The organism is Labrys wisconsinensis, from assembly GCF_030814995.1.
In the GTDB taxonomy this organism is placed as follows: Bacteria; Pseudomonadota; Alphaproteobacteria; order Rhizobiales; family Labraceae; genus Labrys; species Labrys wisconsinensis.
The window spans coordinates 160,677-181,618 of sequence record NZ_JAUSVX010000008.1 but is presented as its reverse complement, the minus strand read 5'-3'; the positions used below and the strand labels follow the sequence as shown (position 1 = coordinate 181,618).

The 20,942-nt window shown below is 70.3% G+C and carries 20 protein-coding genes; 14 read left to right on the top strand and 6 right to left on the bottom strand.

Annotated elements, in window-relative coordinates; genetic code table 11:
• Positions 1–59: 59 nt before the first annotated feature.
• Entirely contained in the window at positions 60–1,286 is a 1,227-nt protein-coding gene (locus tag QO011_RS21260) for an MFS transporter (RefSeq protein WP_307276055.1), read from the top strand.
• A gap of 108 nt (positions 1,287–1,394) precedes the next feature.
• Positions 1,395–1,835 (top strand): GNAT family N-acetyltransferase, encoded by a 441-nt coding sequence (locus QO011_RS21255; RefSeq protein WP_307276052.1) that lies wholly within the window; start codon positions 1,395–1,397, stop codon positions 1,833–1,835.
• 3 nt (positions 1,836–1,838) lie between these two features.
• On the opposite strand, the gene aptA is transcribed toward QO011_RS21255, so the two are convergent.
• Entirely contained in the window at positions 1,839–3,176 is a 1,338-nt protein-coding gene (gene aptA / locus QO011_RS21250; RefSeq protein ID WP_307276049.1) for an omega-aminotransferase AptA, read from the bottom strand.
• An 84-nt stretch (positions 3,177–3,260) separates the two neighbouring features.
• On the opposite strand from aptA, the gene QO011_RS21245 reads away from it, so the two are divergent.
• From QO011_RS21245 to xsc, 5 genes are all read left to right on the top strand, one after another.
• The gene (locus QO011_RS21245) at positions 3,261–4,778 is read left to right on the top strand and encodes an aminotransferase-like domain-containing protein (protein ID WP_307276048.1); all 1,518 of its coding nucleotides are present in this window, start codon (positions 3,261–3,263) and stop codon (positions 4,776–4,778) included.
• 165 nt (positions 4,779–4,943) lie between these two features.
• A complete protein-coding gene (locus tag QO011_RS21240) occupies positions 4,944–5,324 on the top strand; it encodes a hypothetical protein (RefSeq protein ID WP_307276046.1) in 381 nt (126 codons plus the stop codon).
• 50 nt (positions 5,325–5,374) lie between these two features.
• The gene (locus tag QO011_RS21235; RefSeq protein WP_307276043.1) at positions 5,375–5,518 is read left to right on the top strand and encodes a hypothetical protein; all 144 of its coding nucleotides are present in this window, start codon (positions 5,375–5,377) and stop codon (positions 5,516–5,518) included.
• Positions 5,519–5,651: 133 nt separating this feature from the next.
• Entirely contained in the window at positions 5,652–5,924 is a 273-nt protein-coding gene (locus QO011_RS21230) for a hypothetical protein (RefSeq protein ID WP_307276040.1), read from the top strand.
• Positions 5,925–6,056: 132 nt separating this feature from the next.
• Positions 6,057–7,775, top strand: a complete 1,719-nt coding sequence (gene xsc / locus QO011_RS21225; protein WP_307276039.1) for a sulfoacetaldehyde acetyltransferase — start codon at positions 6,057–6,059, stop codon at positions 7,773–7,775.
• Between the two features lie 93 nt (positions 7,776–7,868).
• Here the strand turns inward: xsc and QO011_RS21220 are convergent, their stop codons facing one another.
• The 4 genes from QO011_RS21220 to QO011_RS21205 all read right to left on the bottom strand — a co-directional run bounded on the left by QO011_RS21220 (position 7,869) and on the right by QO011_RS21205 (position 10,291).
• Complete coding sequence (locus QO011_RS21220) at positions 7,869–8,069, bottom strand: Trm112 family protein (protein ID WP_307276035.1); 201 nt, start codon at positions 8,067–8,069, stop codon at positions 7,869–7,871.
• 26 nt (positions 8,070–8,095) lie between these two features.
• Positions 8,096–8,755 (bottom strand): LON peptidase substrate-binding domain-containing protein, encoded by a 660-nt coding sequence (locus QO011_RS21215; RefSeq protein ID WP_307276032.1) that lies wholly within the window; start codon positions 8,753–8,755, stop codon positions 8,096–8,098.
• Between the two features lie 30 nt (positions 8,756–8,785).
• Entirely contained in the window at positions 8,786–9,679 is an 894-nt protein-coding gene (gene trxA, locus QO011_RS21210) for a thioredoxin (RefSeq protein ID WP_307276030.1), read from the bottom strand.
• A gap of 96 nt (positions 9,680–9,775) precedes the next feature.
• The gene (locus tag QO011_RS21205) at positions 9,776–10,291 is read right to left on the bottom strand and encodes a prolyl-tRNA synthetase associated domain-containing protein (protein ID WP_307276027.1); all 516 of its coding nucleotides are present in this window, start codon (positions 10,289–10,291) and stop codon (positions 9,776–9,778) included.
• 221 nt (positions 10,292–10,512) lie between these two features.
• Between QO011_RS21205 and QO011_RS21200 the strand changes: the two genes are divergently transcribed.
• Entirely contained in the window at positions 10,513–12,183 is a 1,671-nt protein-coding gene (locus QO011_RS21200; RefSeq protein ID WP_307276024.1) for a sensor domain-containing protein, read from the top strand.
• A gap of 48 nt (positions 12,184–12,231) precedes the next feature.
• Here the strand turns inward: QO011_RS21200 and QO011_RS21195 are convergent, their stop codons facing one another.
• Positions 12,232–14,271 (bottom strand): NAD(+) synthase, encoded by a 2,040-nt coding sequence (locus tag QO011_RS21195; protein ID WP_307276022.1) that lies wholly within the window; start codon positions 14,269–14,271, stop codon positions 12,232–12,234.
• 232 nt (positions 14,272–14,503) lie between these two features.
• Here QO011_RS21195 and mnmA point away from each other — a divergent pair, with 232 nt between their 5' ends.
• The 6 genes from mnmA (at position 14,504) to QO011_RS21165 (ending at position 20,727) form a co-directional block, all read left to right on the top strand.
• Entirely contained in the window at positions 14,504–15,670 is a 1,167-nt protein-coding gene (gene mnmA, locus QO011_RS21190; protein WP_307276485.1) for a tRNA 2-thiouridine(34) synthase MnmA, read from the top strand.
• Between the two features lie 119 nt (positions 15,671–15,789).
• Entirely contained in the window at positions 15,790–16,779 is a 990-nt protein-coding gene (locus QO011_RS21185; protein WP_307276020.1) for a flagellar motor protein MotA, read from the top strand.
• Positions 16,779–17,816: a peptidoglycan -binding protein gene (locus QO011_RS21180; RefSeq protein WP_307276018.1), complete on the top strand. Its 1,038-nt coding sequence runs from the start codon at positions 16,779–16,781 to the stop codon at positions 17,814–17,816. The genes QO011_RS21185 and QO011_RS21180 overlap by 1 nt, the downstream gene beginning before the upstream one ends.
• Positions 17,813–18,304, top strand: a complete 492-nt coding sequence (locus tag QO011_RS21175; protein ID WP_307276016.1) for a GNAT family N-acetyltransferase — start codon at positions 17,813–17,815, stop codon at positions 18,302–18,304. Before QO011_RS21180 ends, QO011_RS21175 begins: the two co-directional genes overlap by 4 nt.
• Before the next feature lie 61 nt (positions 18,305–18,365).
• Positions 18,366–19,703, top strand: coding sequence for a phosphoglucosamine mutase (gene glmM, locus QO011_RS21170; protein ID WP_307276014.1), 1,338 nt, complete (start codon positions 18,366–18,368; stop codon positions 19,701–19,703).
• Between the two features lie 163 nt (positions 19,704–19,866).
• Positions 19,867–20,727: an outer membrane protein gene (locus tag QO011_RS21165; RefSeq protein ID WP_307276012.1), complete on the top strand. Its 861-nt coding sequence runs from the start codon at positions 19,867–19,869 to the stop codon at positions 20,725–20,727.
• Positions 20,728–20,942: the final 215 nt, after the last annotated feature.

Below are 20,942 nucleotides of genomic sequence, written 5' to 3'. Positions count from 1 at the left end.
CGGAAGCACAACACTAGACCGCATCTCCCTGGCGACACGCAGCGTTCCCCTTTCCTCCCATGCCGGCACTTTCGTTGGAGCAACCGAACGCCCTGGCGCAGACCGGCTATTGGAACTTCTGGTCGGCGCGGGTGCTGTCGACCGGCAGCTTCCAGATCGTCGCGGTGGTGATCGGCTGGCAGCTCTACGGCCTCACCGGGCGGGCCTTCGACCTCGGCCTGCTGGGCCTCAGCCAGTTCCTGCCGATGCTGCTCCTCACCATTCCGGCCGGCCATATCGCCGATCGCTATGACCGGCGCCGCGTCGTGCGCGCCTGCCAGTGGGTCGAGGCTGCGACCGCGGCCGGGCTGGCCCTCGCCTCCGTCACCGGCACGATCTCGCCGGCGGTGATCTTCGCCGCCGCCGCGCTGATCGGCGCCTGCCGCACCTTCGAGATGCCGACCATGGCGGCGCTGCTGCCGGGTGTGGTCGGCCCGGCCCTGCTGCCCCAGGCGCTGGCGCTCTCCGCCTCGGCGGTGCAGACCGCCACCATCCTCGGCCCGGCCACCGGCGGCCTGCTCTACCTCGCCGGGCCGGGTGCCGCCTATGGCGTCGTCGCCCTGCTCTACGGGCTCGCCAGCCTGCTGGTCCTGGCGCTGCGCACCGCCAGCCTGCCGCCGCCGCGCGAGCCGGTGAGCCTCGCCACCCTGCTCTCCGGCTTCGGCTTCATCCGCGGCCGGCCGATCGTCCTCGGCGCCATCTCCCTCGACATGGTGGCGGTGCTGCTCGGCGGCGCCACCGCGCTGCTGCCGATCTATGCGCACGACATCCTGCACACCGATGCGCTCGGCCTCGGCATGCTGCGAGCGGCCCCGGCGGTCGGCGCCCTCTCGACCTCCCTGGTCCTCGCCCGCCGGCCGCTCCGGCGCCATGTCGGCGTCAAGATGTTCATCGCCGTCGTGGCCTTCGGCCTCGCCACCATCGTCTTCGGCCTCTCCACCTCGATCCCGCTCTCGCTCGCCGCCCTGGTCGCCATGGGCGCTTGCGACGTCGTCAGCGTCGTCATCCGCTCCACCCTGGTGCAGCTCGAGACGCCCGACGCGATGCGCGGACGGGTGAGCGCCGTGAACTCGATGTTCGTCGGCACCTCGAACCAGCTCGGCGAGTTCGAATCGGGCATGACCGCCGCGCTGTTCGGCACGGTTCCGGCCGTGGTGATCGGCGGCATCGGCACCGTGCTCGTCGCCCTCGCCTGGTCGCGCCTCTTCCCGGCGCTGCGCCGGGTCGACACCATGCCGGGGCGGTGACAGGGGCCTGTAGCAAGCGCGCCTGTAGCGAGCGCGCCTTGCCGGCGCCGCCGGATTGCGGGATGCTGCGCCTCTCCGCCCACCCGCGGGCGCAGGCCGGGGACCGCCATGATCCGCCTAGCCGAGCCCGAGGACGTGCCGACCATCGAGACGCTGGTGTGCGAGGCTTTCGCGCTCTACCTGCCGCGCATGGACCGGCCGCCCGGCCCGATGCTGGACGACTACGCCGCCCATGTCGCGGCCGGCCGGGCCAGCGTGCTCACCCGCCATGGCCGCATCGCCGGCGTGCTGATCCTCGCGCCGGAAGACGACCATCTCCTGCTCGACACCGTCGCCGTCTCGCCGCGCTTCCAGGGCAAGGGCATCGGCCGGGCGCTCGTCGCCCATGCCGAGACCGAGGCGCGCCGGCTCGGCCTGCCGGAGGTGAGGCTCTACACCAACGAGGTGATGACCGAGAACCTGCCGCTCTACCGCCATCTCGGCTTCGTCGAGACGCACCGGGCGGCGGAGAACGGCTACCGGCGGGTGTTCATGACCAAGCGGCTGTGAGACTCACAGCGCCTTCAGCACCGTGCGGAACGTCTCGCACATCCGGTCGATCTCGCCCGCCTCCATCACGAAGGCCGGCGCGACGATGGCGGCATCCCCGGTGGTCTTGATGTGCACGCCCTCTTCGAACAGCCGGCGCTGCAGGAGGTGGCCGCGCTGGCCGGGATTGCCCATCGGCGCCACGTCGAAGCCGCCGAGCATGCCGATGCCGCGGATGTCGGTGACGATGGGGATGTCGCGGAGCGCGAAGAGCTGGTCGAGGAAATAGGCCGACATCTGGGCGGCGCGCTCGAACAGCAGCTCGCCCTCGTAGATGTCGAGCGCCGCCAGCGCCGCGGCGCAGGCCGCCGGATGCGCCGACCAGGTGTAGCCGTGGAAGAGCTCGACGCCGCCCTCGGGCGCGGCATTCATCACCACGTCGCAGACCGCGCGCTTCACCGCCACGGCCGACATCGGCTGGGCGCCGTTGGTGATGGCCTTGGCCATGGTGATCAGGTCCGGCGTCACCCCGAAGGCCTGCGTCGCGAAGGCGCGGCCGGTGCGGCCGAAGCCGGTGATCACCTCGTCGAAGACGAGCAGGATGCCGTGCCGGTCGCAGATCTCGCGCAGCCGAGCGAGGTAGCCCTTCGGCGGCACCAGCACGCCGGTCGAGCCGGCGACCGGCTCGACGAACACCGCCGCGATGCTCTCCCCGCCATGGGTGGCGGCGACGCGGGCGAGGTCTTCGGCGAGGTCGGCGCCGTGCTCGCCCTCGCCGCGGCTGAAGCGGTTCTCCGGGATATGGGTGTGGCGCATGTGCACGGCGCTGGGCAGGCCGATGCCGAAGGTCCGGCGGTTGTTGACCATGCCGGAGAGGGCGACGCCGCCGAAATTGACGCCGTGATAGGCCCGCTCGCGCGAGACGAAGATCTGGCGCTGGCCCTCGCCGCGGGCGCGGTGATAGGCGAGCGCGATCTTCATGGCGCTGTCGACCGCCTCGGAGCCCGAATTGGCGAAGAAGATGCGGTCGAGCCCCGGCGGCATCAGGCGGGCGATGCGGCCGGCGAGCTCGAAGGCCCTGGGATGGCCGCGCAGGAAGCTCGGCGTGTAGTCGAGCTCCATCAGTTGCCGGCCGACCGCCTCGGCGATCTCGCGCCGCCCGTGGCCGGCCGGCGTGGTGAACAGGCCCGACGAGCCGTCGAGGATCCGGCGGCCCGTCGGGTCGAAGTAATGCACCCCTTCCGCCCGCGCCACGATGGCGGGCTCGGCCCGGAACGCCCGGTTGGGCGTGAACGGCATCCAGTGATTGTCCATCGCGACCGGCGTGCCGTCGCGCGCTTTGATCGCCGTCGATCCGTCCATCACGCCCTCGCTTGCGCAATTCGGCCCATGCGGCGACCATGGGCTGGGATCGCAGGGCGCGATAGGTCCAGGGGACGGCGTTCGATGGAGGCAAGGACCGGTGCGGTCCGCGACGGTGCGCGCAGCGCCCTGTGGGCGCAGCTGATCCGGCTCGCGCCCGGCGAGGGCCGGCCGCTGCAGGTGCAGATCCGGCGCGCCATCGTCTCGGCGATCAGCGAGGGCAGGCTCGTCGCCGGCACGCGCCTGCCGTCCAGCCGCGACCTCGCCGCGGCGCTGGGCGTGGCCCGCAACACCGTCGTGCTCGCCTACCAGCACCTCGTCGACGAGGCGATCCTGGTCTCGCGCGAGCGCGGCGGCCATTTCGTCGCCGTGTCCTCGCGCCGGCCCGGCCCGGCGCCCGTGTCCAGGCACGCGGCAGGGGCGCCGGACTGGACGGCACGGCTCAAGCAGCGCCCCTCGCTCGCCCGCAACATCGTCAAGCCGGCGGATTGGCAGGGCCTGCCCTACCCCTTCGTCTACGGCCAGCCCGACCTGTCGCTGTTTCCGGTCAACGACTGGCGCGAATGCGTGCGCGCCGCCCTCGGCGCCCTGGAGATCCGCGATTGGACGCGCGACCTCATCGACGGCGACGATCCCGTCCTGATCGGCGAGATCCGCAAGCGCGTGCTGCCGCTGCGCGGCGTCTGGGCCGGCGAGGACGAGGTGATGGTGACGATGGGCGCCCAGCAGGCCCTGTTCCTCATCGCCGTCCTGCTGATGGAGCGCGGCACCGTGGTCGGCATGGAGGATCCCGGCTATCCCGACGCCCGCAACATCTTCGCCTCGCGGGAGGCGATGCTGCGCCTCCTGCCGCTCGACGGCGACGGCGTGATGGTCGGCGGCGGCCTCGCCGGCTGCGACTACGTCTATGTCACGCCGAGCCACCAATGCCCGACGACGGTGACCATGCCGATGGCGCGGCGCGAGGCGCTGATGGCCGCGGCCGGGGATCACGACGTCGTGGTGATCGAGGACGATTACGAGATCGAGATCCCCGCCGGCCGCACGCCGCTGCCGGCGCTGAAGAGCCTCGACCGCTCCGGCCGCGTGCTCTATGTCGGCAGCCTCTCCAAGACGCTCGCCCCGGGCCTGCGGCTCGGCTATGTCGTCGCGCCGGCGCCGTTGATCCACGAGCTGCGCGCCCTGCGCCGGCTGATGCTGCGCCACCCGCCCGCCAACAACCAGCGCGCCGCGGCGCTGTTCATCGCCCTCGGCCACCACGAGGCGCACCTGAAGCGCCTTGCCCGCGCCATGGCCGAGCGCGCCGTGGCGGTCGAGGCGGCGCTCGCACGCCACCTGCCCTGGACGCGCCGGCGCGGCGATCCCGGCGCCAGCAGCGCCTGGATCGAGGCGCCCGGCCGCGACGCGCGCGACCTCGCGGGCCGCGCCCTCGCCGCCGGTGTCGTGATCGAGCCGGGCGACGTGTTCTTCGCCGGCGCCGACCCGCCGGCAGCGTTCTTCCGGCTCGGCTTCTCCTCGATCCCGGTCGCGAAGATCGACGCCGGCCTGGCGGCGCTCGCCGGCGCGGCGCGCTCCGCATCCGGCCGGCCGCGGGCCGGGTGAGCCCCGCCCCGGACAGGAGCATGACGGCCCCGCCATGGCGCCCGTCCGGACGGCGGAGCGGTCCGCCCCGTGCGGGCATCTCCCATAATTTCTTGTTTTAATTTGAAAAATCCCGGAATTCTTGCTAGATGATGCGATGTCATTTTGCGCAGCATCCGGCCGAGAATGGAAAAATCCGGCGCAACCGGCTGCCATCCTCAGCACGTTCTTGCTCGTCTTTTCTTTTCCGCAGGGCGGCCCGCGATGGATTCACCGATCGATCTCGACAGCCGTCGTGGCATGGCGGCGCAGAAGGCGACGCGGCTGCGTCGTCTGATGGCGGAGGTCGAGGCCGACCGTGCGGCGCTGCAGGCCCGGCAGGACGAGCTCGAACGTTTCCTTCTGGCCGCCCCAGCGACGGAATGGCACGATGCCGTCGCCAAGGCACGCTATCTGCTCGGACTTTTCGCCAAGAGCCCGAGCGGCCACGACCCGCGCCACACCAAGCTGATCGAGGCGGTTCTCGCCGATTTCGACCGGTTGCTCGATCAGGCCGAGCCCGACTGAGCTCGACGGCGGCCGATCGTTTCACCCCTGCCCCACAGAGGAGACAGACCATGGCCAAAGGTCAGATGCGCAGCAATCGCGAGACGCGAAAGCCCAAGAAGGACAAGCCGAAGGCCACGCCGGCAGCACCGCTCGGCTCGCTGACGCCGGTCAAGCCGATCGGCTCCACCCCGACCAAGGGCGGCAAGAAATAGGGCGGACATTACGTTGCGGCAAGCCGTCCCGGGTGAGCCATCCGGTACGGCACCGTCTCCGTGGGGTTGCATCCCGCCTTCCAGGCCCGGGCGGAGCGCCTCTTCATCGAGACCACGAATTCAGGAACGAACCATGACCTCGCGCACGCGATCCTCCGAGGAGGCTATTCGGCAGGCCCATTCGAATTTCACCAAGACCAAGATTCGCCAGCAGGAAGCGGCCCAGGCCATGGAGCGCGAGGCGATCGAGCGCCAGGCGCAGCAGGCCAAGACCCTGCGGCTGCGCGCCCTCAGGCTGGCCAAGGAGGCGGACGAAGCGCTCCTGGTGCAGCAGGCCCGCGAGGCGGCCGACCGCGCGGCCGCAACGGCGGCCCCGAAGCGCCGGCGCGAGAAAGCCAAGAGGTAGGCGCCCGGACGCAAACGTCACCGGCGGACATCTGCCGCGCCGCCGGCCTGGCCCTGCCTGATCCATGCTCTTGGCCCTAAGGCCCGCCCCGCCTCGACGCTATCGTCCGGTGCCGTCCCGTGGAGCCCCGCCATGACCCGCATGTCCGCCAGCGAAGCCTTCGTCGAGACCCTGGTGGCGCAGGGGGTCACCCATGTCTTCGGCATCGTCGGCTCGGCCTATATGGACGCGCTCGACCTGTTCGAGCCCGCCGGCATCCGCTTCGTCTCGGTGGCGCACGAGCAGGGCGCCGGCCACATGGCCGACGGCTATGCCCGCGCCACCGGCCGGCCCGGCGTGTGCATCGCCCAGAACGGGCCGGGCATCACCAATTTCGTCACGGCGGTGGCCGCCGCCTACTGGGCGCATTCGCCGGTCGTGGTGATCACGCCCGAGACCGGTTCCAACACCCAGGGGCTCGGCGGCTTCCAGGAGACGGAGCAGCTGCCCTTCTTCGAGAAGATCACCAAGTACCAGGTGCACTGCTCCAACCAGGCGCGCATTCCCGAGCTGCTCGGCCGCTGCTTCGATTATGCCCTGCTGGAGCGCGGGCCGACCCAGTTCAACATCCCGCGAGACCTGTTCTACGGCGAGTTCGACGCCCATATTCCCGTGCCGATACGGGTGGAGCGCCCGGCCGGCGGGCCGAACAGCCTCGAGGACGCGGTGCGGCTCTTGTCCGAGGCCGAGTTCCCGGTGATCCTGTCGGGCGGCGGCGTGGTGATGTCCGGCGGCGTCGACGACGTGGTGAGGCTCGCCGAGCATCTCGACGCGCCGGTGGTCAACACCTATCTCCACAACGATTCCTTCCCGCGCAGCCACCGGCTCTGGACCGGGCCGATCGGCTATCAGGGCTCGAAGGCGGCGATGAAGCTCCTGGCCCAGGCCGACGTGGTGCTGGCGCTCGGCACCCGCCTCGGCCCGTTCGGCACCCTGCCCCAGCACGGCATCGACTATTGGCCGAAGACGGCCAGGCTGATCCAGGTCGACATGAACCCGCGCAAGCTCGGGCTGGTGAAGCAGGCCGCGGTCGGCATCTGCGGCGACGCCCGCGCCGCCGCGGTGGAGATCCTCAAGCGCCTGGAGACCGGCAACCGCGCCCTCGCCGCCCATGCCAACCGCGAGCGCCGCCTGGAGGAGATCGCCGGCCAGAAGGCGGCCTGGGAGGCCGAGCTCGACCGCTGGGGCCAGGCCGACGGCGCGCCGATCGCCCCGCGCCGCGCCCTGCGCGGATTGGAGAAGGCGCTGCCCGGCAATGCCATGGTGACCACCGACATCGGCAATATCTGCTCGGTGTCCAATTCCTACCTGCGCTTCGAGGCGCCGAACTCCTTCTTCGCCGCCATGAGCTTCGGCAATTGCGGCTATGCCTTCCCCACCGCCATCGGCGCCAAGGTGGCGCGGCCCGACCGGCCGGCCTTCGCCTATGTCGGCGACGGCGCCTGGGGCATGTCGCTGCAGGAGACGCTGACCTGCGTGCGCGAGAACATCCCGGCCACCGCCGTGGTGTTCAACAACGGCCAGTGGGGCGCGGAGAAGAAGAACCAGATCGACTACTACGCCGACCGCTATATCGGCACCAACCTCGCCAATCCGAGCTTCGCCGCCGTTGCGCAGGCGATGGGCGCGCGCGGCATCCGCGTCGAGCATCCCGACGCGATCGGCGACGCCGTCCGCGCCGCGGCGCAGAGCGATGTCGCCACCGTCATCGAGGTGATGGTGACGCAGGAGCTCGGCGATCCCTTCCGGCGCGACGCGCTGCGCAAGCCGGTGCGGCTGCTCGACAAGTACAAGGCCTACAGCGTGCCCTGACCGGTCGACCATCGGCCCCGGTCTTCGAGCGCCGCCGCCGGGTTACCCAGGCTTGGCCGACGGCCGACGAGTCGAGCTCATCGGCCGCCGGCATCACTCGATCGGCCGCGCCTCCTCGGGGAGCATGATCGGGATGCCGTCGCGGATGGGATAGGCGAGCTTGGCCGGGCGCGAGATCAGCTCCTGCCGCTCGCGGTCATAGTCCAGCGTCGCCTTGGTCAGCGGGCAGACCAGCAGCTCCAGGAGCTTGGGGTCGACGAGCTGGGGAGGGCGGGACGGGGCGCTGTTGGGCATGGCGTTCTCCTGCGGGCGGGGCCGATCTACTGCAGCGGGCCGTCGCCGCCCGGACCGTTCTTGGCGAGCTCGATCTCGGTGATCGCCACCAGCATGTCCGCCCGCTGCTTCAGCGATGCCGCCTCCAGCAGCGCCTGTTTCTCGCGCACGCCGAACGGGCTCATCATCGACAGGGCGTTGACGAGCGCCTCGTTCGGCGCCTGGCGGATGGCGTCCCAGTCCGCCTGCAGCCCGGTGGCGTCGATATAGGCGCGCAGCGTGCGGATCAGCGCGTCGCGGTCGACCTCTCCCTCTCCGGCCCGCGGCTTGAAGTCGACGGCGAAGGGCTCGGCTGTCACCCGGCACTGGCGATAGGGCGTGGCCACGACGGGCTCCTCCAGCACGCGGAAGCGCGCCACGCCGGTGAGCTGGATGAGATAGCGCCCGTCGCCGGTCTCGGAGAAGGAGGTGATGCGGCCGACGCAGCCGACATGGTAGAGGCGCGGCACGTCGGACGCGTCCTCGGCCTCGGGCTGGATCATGCCGATCAGCCGCGGCCCGCGCAGGGCGTCGTCGACCATGGCGAGATAGCGCGGCTCGAAGATGTTGAGCGGCATGTGGCCGCGCGGCAGCAGCAGCGCTCCCGCCAGCGGGAAGACCGGGATCACTGCCGGGAGGTCGCCCGGCTCCCTCATCGCATGGGCCATGCCAGCCCTCGCCCTCCGTGGACGGTCGCCTCAGGCGAACAGGATCGAGGACAGCCGCCGCCGGCCGCCGATCGTGCTCTCATCCATCGGCCCCCAGGCTTCGAAAAACTGGACGAGCTGCTTGCGCGCGCCGTCGTCGTTCCATTTGCGGTCGCGCCGGGCGATCTCCAGGAGCTGGTCGACCGCCTCCTCGCGCCGGCCGGCGGCGGCGAGGCCGAGCGCCAGGTCGAAGCGCGCCTGGTAGTCCTTGGGATCGGCGGCGATCCGCTTCTCCAGCGGCGCGAAATCGCCGACCGCGGCCGCCTGCTCGGCAAGCTCGATCTGCGCCCTGACGCTGGCGAGCAGGGGGTCGTTCTCCTTGCCCTTGGGCGCCAGCGACAGCGTCGCCTTGGCCTGCTCCAGCTCGCCCGCGCCGACGGCGCAGCGCGCCAGGCCGGCGATGGCCTTGAGGTTCTCGCCGTCCTCCTCGAACACCTGGGCGAAGAGCTGCGAGGCGCCCGGGAAGTCGCCGGCGGCGAGCGCCGCCTCGGCATCGGCCAGGATCAGCTCGATCTCGTCCGGCCCGCCCGGGCCGGCGATCTTGTCGATGAACGCCTTGACCTGGCTCTCGGGCAACGCACCCATGAAGCCGTCGACCGGCTGGCCCTTGGAGAAGGCGAAGACGGCCGGGATCGACTGCACGCCGAGCTGGCCGGCGATCTGCGGATATTTGTCGATGTCCATCTTGACCAGCTTGACCTTGCCCTTGGCGGCGCGGACCACCTTCTCCAGCACCGGGGTCAGCTGCTTGCAGGGGCCGCACCACTCCGCCCAGAAGTCGACCAGCACCGGCTGCTTCATCGATTCCTGGACGACATCCGCCATGAAGGCCTGCGTCGTGGTGTTCTTGATCAGTCCGTCCGCACCGGCCGCTTCAGCGCTCATGATCGTTCACTCTTTGGTGACAGGAGATGGCCGCTTAAATGGGAGCGGCCGGGCGAAAAGGCAACAGCCCGACCCGCAAGCCGGATCGGGCCGGCCTCACACATGCTCGGCCGCGCCGGCGGAGACGGCCAGGATCTTCGGCTCGTGGCCGGTCGCGCGGAGGAAGGCGACGAGGTCCTCGCGCCGGATCGAGGTGGTGCGCGTGTTGACCAGGGGGTGGTGGTTGAGCACGCCGTGACGCATCAGCGCCTCGTCCAGCACCACGCTCACCCGCCCCTCCCGGTCGTTGATCGCGCCGAAGGGCGTGACCGCGCCCGGCTGCACGCCCCAGGCCTCGACCAGCAGCTCCGCCGAGCCGAAGGAGACCTTGCCGCTGGCGCCGATGATCTCGTGGATGCGCTTCAGGTCGATGCGCGCGTCCTCCTCCGCCACCACCAGGAACAGCGCGCCCTTGCGGTCCTTGAGGAACAGGTTCTTGGTGTGGCCGCCCGATATCTCGCCGCGCAGGGCCTTGGAATCCTCCACCGTGTGGAGCGCCGCATGCTCGACGGTGGTCGTGGCGATGCCGAGCGTCTCGAGGAAGGCGATGAGGTCTTCGGGCGTCGCGGGCATGGCGGTCTCCGGCGGGAAACCGCCTCATAGGACGGGTGCGGGCGGGCGGCAAGCCTCGCCGGCCGAAGACGCCCCCGAAGTCGCCGGCCGATCGCGCGTCGGCGGCCGGGGTAAGTCAATATTCATCCAAATCGAAGACGGGGGAGCACGCCTGCCCGCCTGCGCTCGCAATCTTAACCGTCCCGGGGCTATGCCAATGGCTTCCGCAACGAGGGCGAGGCGTGTCCGACACGGCGAGATCCCGATTGCAGGCCGGCGAGCCGGGCTCGAGCTTCGGCCCGCCGGACGCCGTTTCCCTTCTGCACGGCATTCCCGACGCGGTGCTGTGCGCCGATGCCGCCGGCCGCATCGTCTTCGCCAACGCCGCCGCCCTGAGGCTGCTGGACCGGCCGGCAGATCGCCTTCTGGGCGTGTCGGTGCGCGGCGTGGTCGGCGCCTGGCCGAGCGTGGCCGAGGACCTCGCCCGCTCCCGCCAGGTCGAGACGGTGGTGCTGCGGCGCGACGGCGCGGTGCTGCCGGTGGAGGTCTCCTTCGTCGCCTGGGGCGAGGGAAGCCATGCCCTGACCGGCGCCATGCTCCGCTCGATCCTCGACCGCACGGTGAGCGAGGCCATGCTGGAGGAGGCGCATGCCCAGGCCCGCAGGGCCGAGGCCGAGGCGCGCGCCGCGCATGACCGCCTGCGCGAGGTGATCGAGATGCAGCCGCATGCCGTCTGCGTGCTCGACCCCGAGGACCGCTATGTCCTGTGGAACGGCCGCTATGCCGAGCTCTACCCCGAGATATCGGGGCTGCTGCGCCCGGGCGTCGCCTTTCTCGACATCCTGCGCGCGAGCGCCGCCAGCGGCCGCATGCCCGAGGCGGCCGGCGATCCGGAAGCCTGGCTCGCCTACCGCATGGCCAAGCACGCCCTGCCCGCCATCCAGGAGGAGCAGGAGATGCGCGACGGGCGCTGGATGCGCTACGACGACCGGCGCCTGTCCGACGGCAGCACCATCGGCGTGCGCGTCGACATCACCGAGCTGAAGCAGCGCGAGGAGACCTTCCGCCTGCTGTTCGACGAGAATCCGGTGCCGCTGCTGCTGCTCGACCCGGCGACGCTGCGCCTCACCGCCGTCAACGCGGCAGCCATCCGCCGCTACGGCCTCGGCCGCGAGGCCTTCCTGGCGATGGCGGCGCCCGACCTGCACGTTCCCGGCGAAGCCGTCCGGGCCGCCGCCATGCTGCATTCGGCCGACCGGGCCTCGGAGGCCGAGACGGTCTGGCGCCACCGCTGCGCCGACGGCGGGGAGATCGCCGTCCTCCTGTTCGTGCGCACCATGGCCGGTGCCGTGCCCGGCCTCCTGGTGGCGATCCTCGACGTCACCAAGCGGGTGCGGGCCGAGGAACGCGTCGCCCATCTGGCCATGCACGACGCTCTGACGGGCCTCGCCAACCGCATGCAGTTCCATCGTGCCCTCGACCAGGCGCTGGCCGAGCCACAGGGTCCGTGGACGGCCCTGTTCTGCCTCGACCTCGACGGCTTCAAGCCGGTGAACGACACCTTCGGCCACGCCGCCGGCGACGCGGTGCTGCGCCTGGTCGCCGACCGCCTGCGCTCGGCCGTGCCCGGCGCCGATCTCGTCGCCCGCCTCGGCGGCGACGAGTTCGCGGTGATCCACCGCTCCGACGCGGACGACCTCGCGGAGACCGCAGAGCGCCTGGTGGCGACCATGCGCGCGCCCTTCCAGGTCGACGGCGCCCTCGTCGGCATCGGCGTCAGCATCGGCCTCGCCCGCCTGGAGCCCGGCGAGGACGCCGACCGGCTGATGGCCCGGGCCGACGCCGCGCTCTACGCCGCCAAGGCGGCCGGCCGCGGCACCTGGATCCTGGCGCCGGCCGGCGACCGGTCCTGAGCCCCGCGCCGCCGGCCGTGAGGCGGGAGAGCTCAGGTTCGGCCGGCCTCAGGAGGCCGGCACGTGGGCCTCGAGCTCCTCCAGCCAGACCTTGGCGGTTCCGTCGGAAGGCGCGCGCCAGTCGCCGCGCGGCGACAGCGAGCCGCCCGAGGAGATCTTCGGCCCGTTCGGCAGCGTCGAGCGCTTGAACTGGCTGACGAAGAAGCGGCGGAGAAACACGGTCAGCCAGTGCCGGATCTCGGCCAGCGAATAGGCGCGGCGATCGGCGGCCGGCAGGTCGGCCGGCCAGGCGCCGAGCCCGGCATCGCCCCAGGCATGGTGCGCCAGGAAGGCGATCTTCGAGGGCCGGAAGCCGTAGCGCGTGAGGTAGTAGAGGTTGAAGTCCTGCAGGGCATAGGGCCCGACGATCTGCTGGGTCGACTGGATGGTCTGCCCGGCCGCGGCCGGCACCAGCTCCGGCGAGATCTCGGTGGCGAGCACGGCGAGCAGCACGCGCGCGGTCTCCTCGCTGACGTCGCCGGAGCCGGCGACGAAGCGGATCAGGTGCTGGATCAGCGTCTTGGAGACCGACGCGTTGACGTTGTAATGGGACATGTGGTCGCCGACGCCGTAGGTGCACCAGCCGAGCCCCAGCTCGGAGAGGTCGCCAGTGCCGACCACCAGCCCGCCGTGGTGGTTGGCGAGGCGGAAGAGATAGTCGGTGCGCAGCCCCGCCTGCACGTTCTCGAAGGTGACGTCGTAGACCGGCTCGCCCCGGCCGAAGGGATGATGCATGTCGGCGAGCATCTGCCTGGCCGCCGGGCGGATGTCGATCTCCTCGCCGCTCACCCCGAGCGCGCGGATCAGCGCCCAGGCATTGGCCTTGGTCGCATCCGAGGTGGCGAAGCCGGGCAGCGTGTAGGCAAGCACGTTCTTGCGGTCGCGGCCGATCAGGTCCATCGCCCGGGTCGTGACGATCAGCGCCTGGGTGGAATCGAGGCCGCCGGAGACGCCGATCACGGCGCGCTGCAGGCCGGTCGCCTCCAGGCGCTTGGCCAAGCCCTGGACCTGGATGTTGTAGGCCTCGTAGCAGTCCTCGCGCAGCCGCGTGGGATCGGAGGGCACGAAGGGGAAGCGCTCCACCGCCCGCTCCAGCGCCACCGCCTCGTCGGGCGCCTCCATCCGGAACGGCACGAGACGGAACGCCCCCTCGCCCTCCGCCTGCACGCAGTCGCCGAAGCTGTTGAGCCGCATGCGCTCCTGGCGCAGCCGCCCGAGGTCGATGTCGGCGGTCGCCACCACCGCGTCCCTCGGGAAGCGCTCGGTCTCGGCCAGGCGCACGCCGTTCTCGAACACGGCGGCATGGCCGTCCCAGGCGAGGTCGGTGGTCGATTCCCCCGGCCCGGCGGCGGAATAGGCATAGGCGGCGACGGTGCGGGCCGAATGGCTGGCGCAGAGCAGGCGGCGCATCTCGGCCTTGCCGATGGTGATGTTGCTGGCCGAGAGGTTGAGGAGCACCTCGGCGCCGGCAAGAGCGGCGCGCGTCGAGGGCGGCAGCGGCACCCAGATGTCTTCGCAGATCTCGACATGGAAGGTGAAGGGCACCGAGCCCTCGGAGCGGAACAGGAGGTCGACGCCGAACGGCACGCTGTGCCCGGCGACGGCGATCTCCCCGCCGGTGACGCCGAGCCCGGAGGTGAAGTGCCGGCGCTCGTAGAATTCGCGATAGTTGGGCAGGTAGCTCTTCGGCACGGCGCCGAGCACGGCGCCGCGATGGATCGCGACGGCCGTGTTGTAGAGCCGCCCCTCGCGGCGCAGCGGCGCGCCGACCACCAGCACCGGGAAGAGCGTGCGCGAGGCCTCGGCGATGCGCTCGATCGCCCGCTCGACCGCGTCGAGCAGCGCGTCCTGGAACAGGAGGTCGTCGATGGCGTAGGAGGAGAGCCCGAGCTCCGGGAACAGCATCACGCCGACCCTGGCCGCATCGCCTTCGGCGGCGAGGCGCAGGGTCTCGGCAACGGCGAAATCCGGATCCGCCACGGCAGCACGCGGCACGCAGGCGGCAATGCGCAGGAATTCGTGGCTGTAGAGGGAAGAGAAGGGCTTCATCGCGGGCAACCTCGAACCATGTGCCGCCTCGCCCCGGCGTCTTCGGCCGCCGGTTCGAACGGCCGGATCTAGAGACCGGCCGGCGGGAGGGCTGTCAAGGCCGGCGGCGTCGACGGGCCGGCCTCGCATTGCCGCCCATCTCCGATCCTTCTTGCCCCTCCCGCTCCTTTCGCAGTAAATCCCACGCGCTCCCGGAGACCTTGACCCTCCGCCGGGCGAAGAGGCTTTGATGTTGAACTCGCTCGACCTGCCGCGCCGGCCGCAGGACACCCGCGTGGTCGTCGCCATGTCCGGCGGCGTCGATTCCTCCGTGGTCGCCGCTCTCCTGAAGCAGGAGGGCTACGATGTCGTCGGCATCACGCTGCAGCTCTACGACCACGGCGCGGCCACCCACCGCAAGGGCGCCTGCTGCGCGGGCCAAGACATCGCCGACGCCCGCGCGGTGGCCGAGCGCATCGGCATCCCGCACTACGTCCTCGACTACGAGAGCCGCTTCAAGAGCGCCGTCATCGACGCCTTCGCCGAGGCCTATGTCGCCGGCGAGACGCCGATCCCGTGCGTGGCCTGCAACCAGAAGGTCAAGTTCCGCGACCTCCTGGACACGGCGCAGGACCTCGGCGCCGACATCCTCGCCACCGGTCATTACGTCGCCAGCCGCGCCGTGCCGGGCGGACGCGCCCTCTATCGCCCGAAGGATGCCGAGCGCGACCAGAGCTATTTCATGTTCGCCACGACCCGGGCGCAGCTCGATATCCTGCGCTTCCCCCTCGGCGAGATGACCAAGCCGCAGACCCGCGTCGCGGCCGAGCGCCTCGGCCTTTCCGTCGCCGCCAAGGCCGACAGCCAGGACATCTGCTTCGTCCCCTCCGGCCGCTATGCCGAGGTGATCGAGCGGCTGAAGCCGGGCGCCGCCCGGCCGGGCGAGATCGTGCATGTCGACGGCCGGGTGCTCGGCCGTCATGCCGGCGTGATCCACTACACCATCGGCCAGCGCAAGGGCCTCGGCATCGCCGCCGGCGAGCCGCTCTACGTGGTGCGGCTCGAGGCCGATGCCGCCCGCGTCGTGGTCGGTCCGCGCACGGCGCTGGCGACCCGCACCGTGCTGCTGCGCGAGGTCAACTGGATCGGCGACGGCCCGCTCGAGGCGCTGCCGGCCGAGGGGCTGGAGATCGCCGTGCGCGTGCGCTCCACCCGCGCGCCGAAGCCGGCCCTGCTGCGCGTCGGGCCCGAGGGTCCGCAGATCGAGCTCGGCGAGGCGGAGGACGGCGTCTCGCCCGGCCAGGCCGCGGTGTTCTACGACACGGCCGAGACGCAGGCGCGCGTGCTCGGCGGCGGGTTCATCCTGAAGGCGCTGGCCGCCGCGGCGGCACAACCGGCGCTGAGCGCCGCCGCGGGCTGAGGCGCAGGCCGGACGGCGGGCCGGCTTGCGATATGCGCAGCATTGGCGTCCCCTCGCCTTGGGTCTTGTCGCGCCATAGGTTATGAGTGGATCGACAATGCGTTATGCGGCTTGGTGCGATGGCCAGAGACCTTGATCCCTACAAGCTTTCGTCCCCACGGATCTTTCTCGTCCGCATGCTGGTGTTTCTCGGCCTCGCCGCCTGCGTGCTGGCCGTGCTCTACCGCCGCCTGTTCGAAGCCTTCATGGCCAATCCCGGCCTCAACAGCCTGATCATCTTCTCCCTGCTGCTCGGCATCGCGTTCGCCTTCCGGCAGGTGGTGCGCCTCGTCCCCGAAGTGCGCTGGGTCAACGCCTACCGCATGCGCGACCCCGGCCTGGAATTCCAGGGCCAGCCGGTGATGCTGGCGCCGATGGCGACCATCCTCGGCGACAAGGTCGGGCGGCGCTCGATCTCGCTCTCGGCGCTGCGCTCGATCCTGGAATCGATCGGCATGCGCCTCGACGAGCAGCGCGAGATCTCGCGCTACCTCACCGGCCTCCTCGTGTTCCTCGGCCTGCTCGGCACGTTCTGGGGCCTGATCGAGACCGTCGGCTCGGTCGGCAAGGTGATCAATTCCATGTCGGTGGGCGGCGGCAATGCCGCCGTGGTGTTCGAGGACCTCAAGAACGGCCTCGCCGCGCCGCTCGCCGGCATGGGCATCTCGTTCTCCTCCTCGCTGTTCGGCCTCGCCGGCTCGCTGATCCTCGGCTTCCTCGACCTGCAGGCCGGCCAGGCCCAGAACCGCTTCTACAACGAGCTGGAGGACTGGCTCGCCGCCACCGTCACCGATATCGAGGCGGAGAGCCTCGCCCGTCCCGGCTCGGACGGCGAGATGGCGGCGATCAAGTCGGCGATCGAGCGCATGGCCCATGCCCCGCAGGACGCCGCCGGCGGGCGCACCGCCACCGCCGCCATGGCCCAGCTCGCGGAGGGCATCCAGGGCCTGGTGCAGCACATGCGCTCCGAGCAGCAGATGATCCGGGACTGGGTCGAGTCGCAGGCCGAGCAGCAGCGCGATATCAAGGTCGTGCTGCAGCGCCTCACCCGTGAGCGCGAGTCGAACTGATGGCCTATGCCCGCGGACGCCGGCGCAGCGAAGGCCTCAACTACTGGCCCGGCTTCGTCGATGCCCTGTCGACACTGCTCCTGTCGATCATCTTCATCCTGTCGATCTTCGTGCTCGGCCAGTTCTTCCTGTCCCAGGAGGTCACCGGCAAGGACGAGGCGCTGAACCGGCTCAACAGCCAGATCGAGGAATTGTCGCAGCTGCTCGCGCTGGAGCGCGGCAACAACCGCAACGCCCAGGACCAGCTGGCGCTGCTGAGCGACAGCCTCGGCAAGGCCGAGGGCGAGAAGACGCGGCTGCAGGGCCTGCTCGATACGGCGCAGGGCAGCGCCGCCAACGCCGCTGCCGCCGGCGGGGCCCTCACCGAGGCGCAGGCGAGGCTCATCGACCAGAAGCGGATCTCCGACCAGGCCATGGCGCAGATCGAGCTGCTCAACCAGCAGATCGCCGCCCTGCGCCGGCAGATCGGCGCCCTGGAAGAGGCGCTCAACGCCTCGGAGAAGCGCGACCAGGAGAGCCAGACCAAGATCGCCGACCTCGGCTCGCGGCTCAACATCGCCCTGGCGCAGCGCGTGCAGGAACTGTCGCGCTACCGTTCCGACTTCTTCGGCCGCCTGCGCGAGATCCTCGGCAACCGGCCGGACGTGCGCATCGTCGGCGACCGCTTCGTCTTCCAGTCCGAGGTGTTCTTCGCCCCCGGCCAGGCCACCCTCCAGCCGGAAGGCAAGGCCGAGATGGACAAGCTTGCCAGCGTCCTTCTCGACCTGGAGAAGCAGATCCCCACCGACATCCCCTGGGTGCTCCGGGTCGACGGCCATACCGACAACCGGCCGATCAAGTCGCCGCAATTCCCCTCCAACTGGGAGCTCTCGGCCAGCCGCGCCATCGCCGTGGTGCAGTACCTGATCACCAAGGGCATCCCGGCCGAGCGCCTGGTCGCCGCCGGCTTCGGCGAGTTCCAGCCGATCGACCCGACCGACAGCGACGAGGCGCGCAGCAAGAACCGCCGCATCGAGATGAAGCTGACCGAGCGGTGAGCGGGCGAGCCGATCAGCCCGCCCGGCCGGCAGGCCTCGTCATCCGCCCCTATGCCGAGGCCGACCACGACGCGGTCCGGGAGCTGTGGTGCTCGGCCTGGGAGGCAACCTATCCCGCGATCGATTTCCGCGCCCGCTGGCCCCTGATGCTGACGCGCTGGCGCGGCATGGCGGGAGGCATCCACCTGGCGGTCCGGGACGGCGCCGTGGCCGGGATGATCGTGCTCGACCGGACCGATCTCGACCAGATCGCCGTCGCCCCCGCCCTGTTCGGCTCGCCGGTCGCCGCGGCCCTGATGGACTTCGCCAAGGCGCTGGCCGGCGAGCGCCTCACCCTCACCGTGAACGCCTCCAACGCCCGCGCCATCCGCTTCTACGAACGCCACGGCTTCGTGCCGACGGGCACCGGCGTCAGCCCTCTGTCGGGCCTGCCGACACGCATCTATCAATGGCGTCATCGCGCCGTTAACATTGCAAACAATTCTTGAACGGCTTTGCCGCAGAATTCTGGCAATTTGTCCGGCAAACGCTTCGAGTCGAGGGTCAGCGATGACAAGAAGATATTTCGGGACTGACGGCATTCGCGGCCGCGCCAATGCGGTCATCACGCCTGATCTGGCCATGCGCGTGGGCATGGCAGCGGGCCTGGTCTTCCAGCGCGGCGAGCACCGCCACCGCGTCGTCATCGGCAAGGACACGCGCCTCTCCGGCTACATGATCGAGAACGCCATGGTCGCCGGCTTCACCTCGGTCGGCATGGACGTGATGCTGCTCGGCCCGGTGCCGACCCCGGCCGTGGCGATGCTGACCAACTCGCTGCGCTGCGATCTCGGCGTGATGATCTCAGCCTCGCACAACCCCTTCGACGACAACGGCATCAAGCTGTTCGGTCCGGACGGCTTCAAGCTCTCCGACGAGATCGAGGGCCGGATCGAAGTCCTGATCGACGATCCGGACAAGCGCCTCTCCGGCTCGCGCGAGCTCGGCCGGGCCCGGCGCATCGACGACGGCCGCTTCCGCTACATCGAGTTCGCCAAGCGCACCCTGCCGCGCAACATGCGGCTCGACGGCCTGCGCGTGGTGGTGGATTGCGCCAACGGCGCCGCCTACCGCGTGGCGCCCGAGGCGCTGTGGGAGCTCGGCGCCGACGTCATCTCGCTGGGGGTCGACCCCGACGGCTTCAACATCAACAAGGATGTCGGCTCCACCGCGCCGGAGGCGCTGTCGCGCAAGGTGCGGGAGATGCGGGCCGACATCGGCATCGCCCTCGACGGCGACGCCGACCGCGTCGTCATCGTCGACGAGAAGGGCCATCTCGTCGACGGCGACCAGCTGATGGCCGTGGTCGCCGCCTCCTGGAAGGAGGACGGGCGCCTGGCCCAGCCCGGCATCGTCGCCACCGTGATGTCGAATCTCGGCCTGGAGCGCTATCTCGGCGGCCTCGGCCTGCTCCTGGAGCGCACCGCCGTCGGCGACCGCTACGTGCTCGAGCGCATGCGCGCCCAGGGCTACAATGTCGGTGGCGAGCAGTCGGGCCATATCATCCTGTCCGACTTCGCCACGACAGGCGACGGCCTGGTCGCGGCGCTGCAGGTCCTGGCCGTGCTCAAGAAGGCGGGCCGGCCGGTGAGCGAGGTCTGCCATCGCTTCGAGCCGCTGCCCCAGGTGCTCAAGAACGTGCGCACCAAGAATGGCAAGCCGCTCGACCATCCCACTGTCGTGATCGCCATCGAGGGTGGCCGCCAGCGGCTCGGCGACAGCGGCCGCCTCGTCATCCGTCCCTCCGGCACCGAGCCGGTGATCCGCGTCATGGGCGAGGGCGACGACCGCACCGTGGTCGAGACCGTGGTCGACGACATCATCGAGGCGATCTCCACCGCGGCCTGACCGGGCCGGCCCGCGCCGCTCTGCCCCCGCCGGGACGGAGCGGCGATAAAAATCGTGGTGAAGAATTAGGGTTAAGCCCTCCTTAAGACTTGCACACCATCATTCGGATCCAGGATTCCGGGCCGTGCTGACGTGCGGCCCTCGGACGGGAAGGATCCGATCGATGGCCAACCTGAAGACCCATGCCCTGGCGAGCGCTCTGGTGCTTGCCGCCTCCGCTGCCTCCGCCGCCGACGTGCCGATGGTCGAGCAGCCGCCTCCGCCGCCGGTCGCAGCGCCCGACTTCGGCGGCTGGTACCTGCGCGGCGACATCGGCTTCTCCAACCAGCATGTCGACAAGATCGAGAACGTCCTCGACGCTGGGGCCAGCAACCTCAACACGCGCCAAAAGAGCTTCGATGCGGCGCCGTTCGGCGGCGTCGGCGTCGGCTATCGCTTCAATGAATGGCTGCGCGCCGACATCACCGGAGAATATCGGGGCAACGCCGGCTTCAACGGCTATCAGACGTTCAACTTCGTCGATGGTCTCGGCAACGATCGCGTCGGCGTGGACAGGTATACGGCCAGCAAGTCCGAATGGACCGGCATGCTCAACGCCTATGTCGACCTCGGCACCTGGTACGGCATCACGCCGTTCATCGGCGCCGGCATCGGCGCCTCGTACAACACCATCTCCAACTTCCAAGACAATGGCATGAACGATCTCGTCGGCGGCGGCGATCAGATCAACAGTTCGGCCTATGCCAAGGACAGCTCGAAGTGGAACCTCGCCTGGGCCCTGCAAGCCGGCCTCGCCTACGAGGTCACGCCGGGCCTGACGATGGAACTGGCCTATCGCTACATCAATCTCGGGGACGCCCGGTCCGGCGATATCATCTCCTATGATGGCACGAACACCATCAACAACCCCGAGAAGTTCAAGAATCTGACGTCCCACGACATCAAGCTGGGCCTGCGCTGGGCGCTGGGCGAGCCGATCCCGGCCGCCGAACCCGAATACCCGACCCTCACCCGCAAATACTGAAAGCATCGGCCCCGAAGCCTCCGCTTCGGGACGCCGGTCACGACGGCGCGGCTCCGGCCGCGCCGTTCTGCTTTGTGGGCTCGCCGGATTGCCCAAGGACCATAATGAGTTGACGAACGTGGTTAATTGCTAGGGTTAAGGGCTGCTTAAGGATCCTGCGCTAGGGTGATCGTCACCGGTGCAGCCCGCGCGTGAAGGATGGGCCTCCGGCACAG

Coding starts and splice junctions, on each gene's coding strand:
- QO011_RS21260 (WP_307276055.1), top strand. CDS start 60: ATGCCGGCACTTTCGTTGGAGCAACCGAACGCCCTGGCGCAGACCGGC.
- QO011_RS21255 (WP_307276052.1), top strand. CDS start 1,395: ATGATCCGCCTAGCCGAGCCCGAGGACGTGCCGACCATCGAGACGCTG.
- aptA (WP_307276049.1), bottom strand. CDS start 3,176: ATGGACGGATCGACGGCGATCAAAGCGCGCGACGGCACGCCGGTCGCG.
- QO011_RS21245 (WP_307276048.1), top strand. CDS start 3,261: ATGGAGGCAAGGACCGGTGCGGTCCGCGACGGTGCGCGCAGCGCCCTG.
- QO011_RS21240 (WP_307276046.1), top strand. CDS start 4,944: ATGGAAAAATCCGGCGCAACCGGCTGCCATCCTCAGCACGTTCTTGCT.
- QO011_RS21235 (WP_307276043.1), top strand. CDS start 5,375: ATGGCCAAAGGTCAGATGCGCAGCAATCGCGAGACGCGAAAGCCCAAG.
- QO011_RS21230 (WP_307276040.1), top strand. CDS start 5,652: ATGACCTCGCGCACGCGATCCTCCGAGGAGGCTATTCGGCAGGCCCAT.
- xsc (WP_307276039.1), top strand. CDS start 6,057: ATGACCCGCATGTCCGCCAGCGAAGCCTTCGTCGAGACCCTGGTGGCG.
- QO011_RS21220 (WP_307276035.1), bottom strand. CDS start 8,069: ATGCCCAACAGCGCCCCGTCCCGCCCTCCCCAGCTCGTCGACCCCAAG.
- QO011_RS21215 (WP_307276032.1), bottom strand. CDS start 8,755: ATGGCCCATGCGATGAGGGAGCCGGGCGACCTCCCGGCAGTGATCCCG.
- trxA (WP_307276030.1), bottom strand. CDS start 9,679: ATGAGCGCTGAAGCGGCCGGTGCGGACGGACTGATCAAGAACACCACG.
- QO011_RS21205 (WP_307276027.1), bottom strand. CDS start 10,291: ATGCCCGCGACGCCCGAAGACCTCATCGCCTTCCTCGAGACGCTCGGC.
- QO011_RS21195 (WP_307276022.1), bottom strand. CDS start 14,271: ATGAAGCCCTTCTCTTCCCTCTACAGCCACGAATTCCTGCGCATTGCC.
- QO011_RS21185 (WP_307276020.1), top strand. CDS start 15,790: ATGGCCAGAGACCTTGATCCCTACAAGCTTTCGTCCCCACGGATCTTT.
- QO011_RS21180 (WP_307276018.1), top strand. CDS start 16,779: ATGGCCTATGCCCGCGGACGCCGGCGCAGCGAAGGCCTCAACTACTGG.
- glmM (WP_307276014.1), top strand. CDS start 18,366: ATGACAAGAAGATATTTCGGGACTGACGGCATTCGCGGCCGCGCCAAT.
- QO011_RS21165 (WP_307276012.1), top strand. CDS start 19,867: ATGGCCAACCTGAAGACCCATGCCCTGGCGAGCGCTCTGGTGCTTGCC.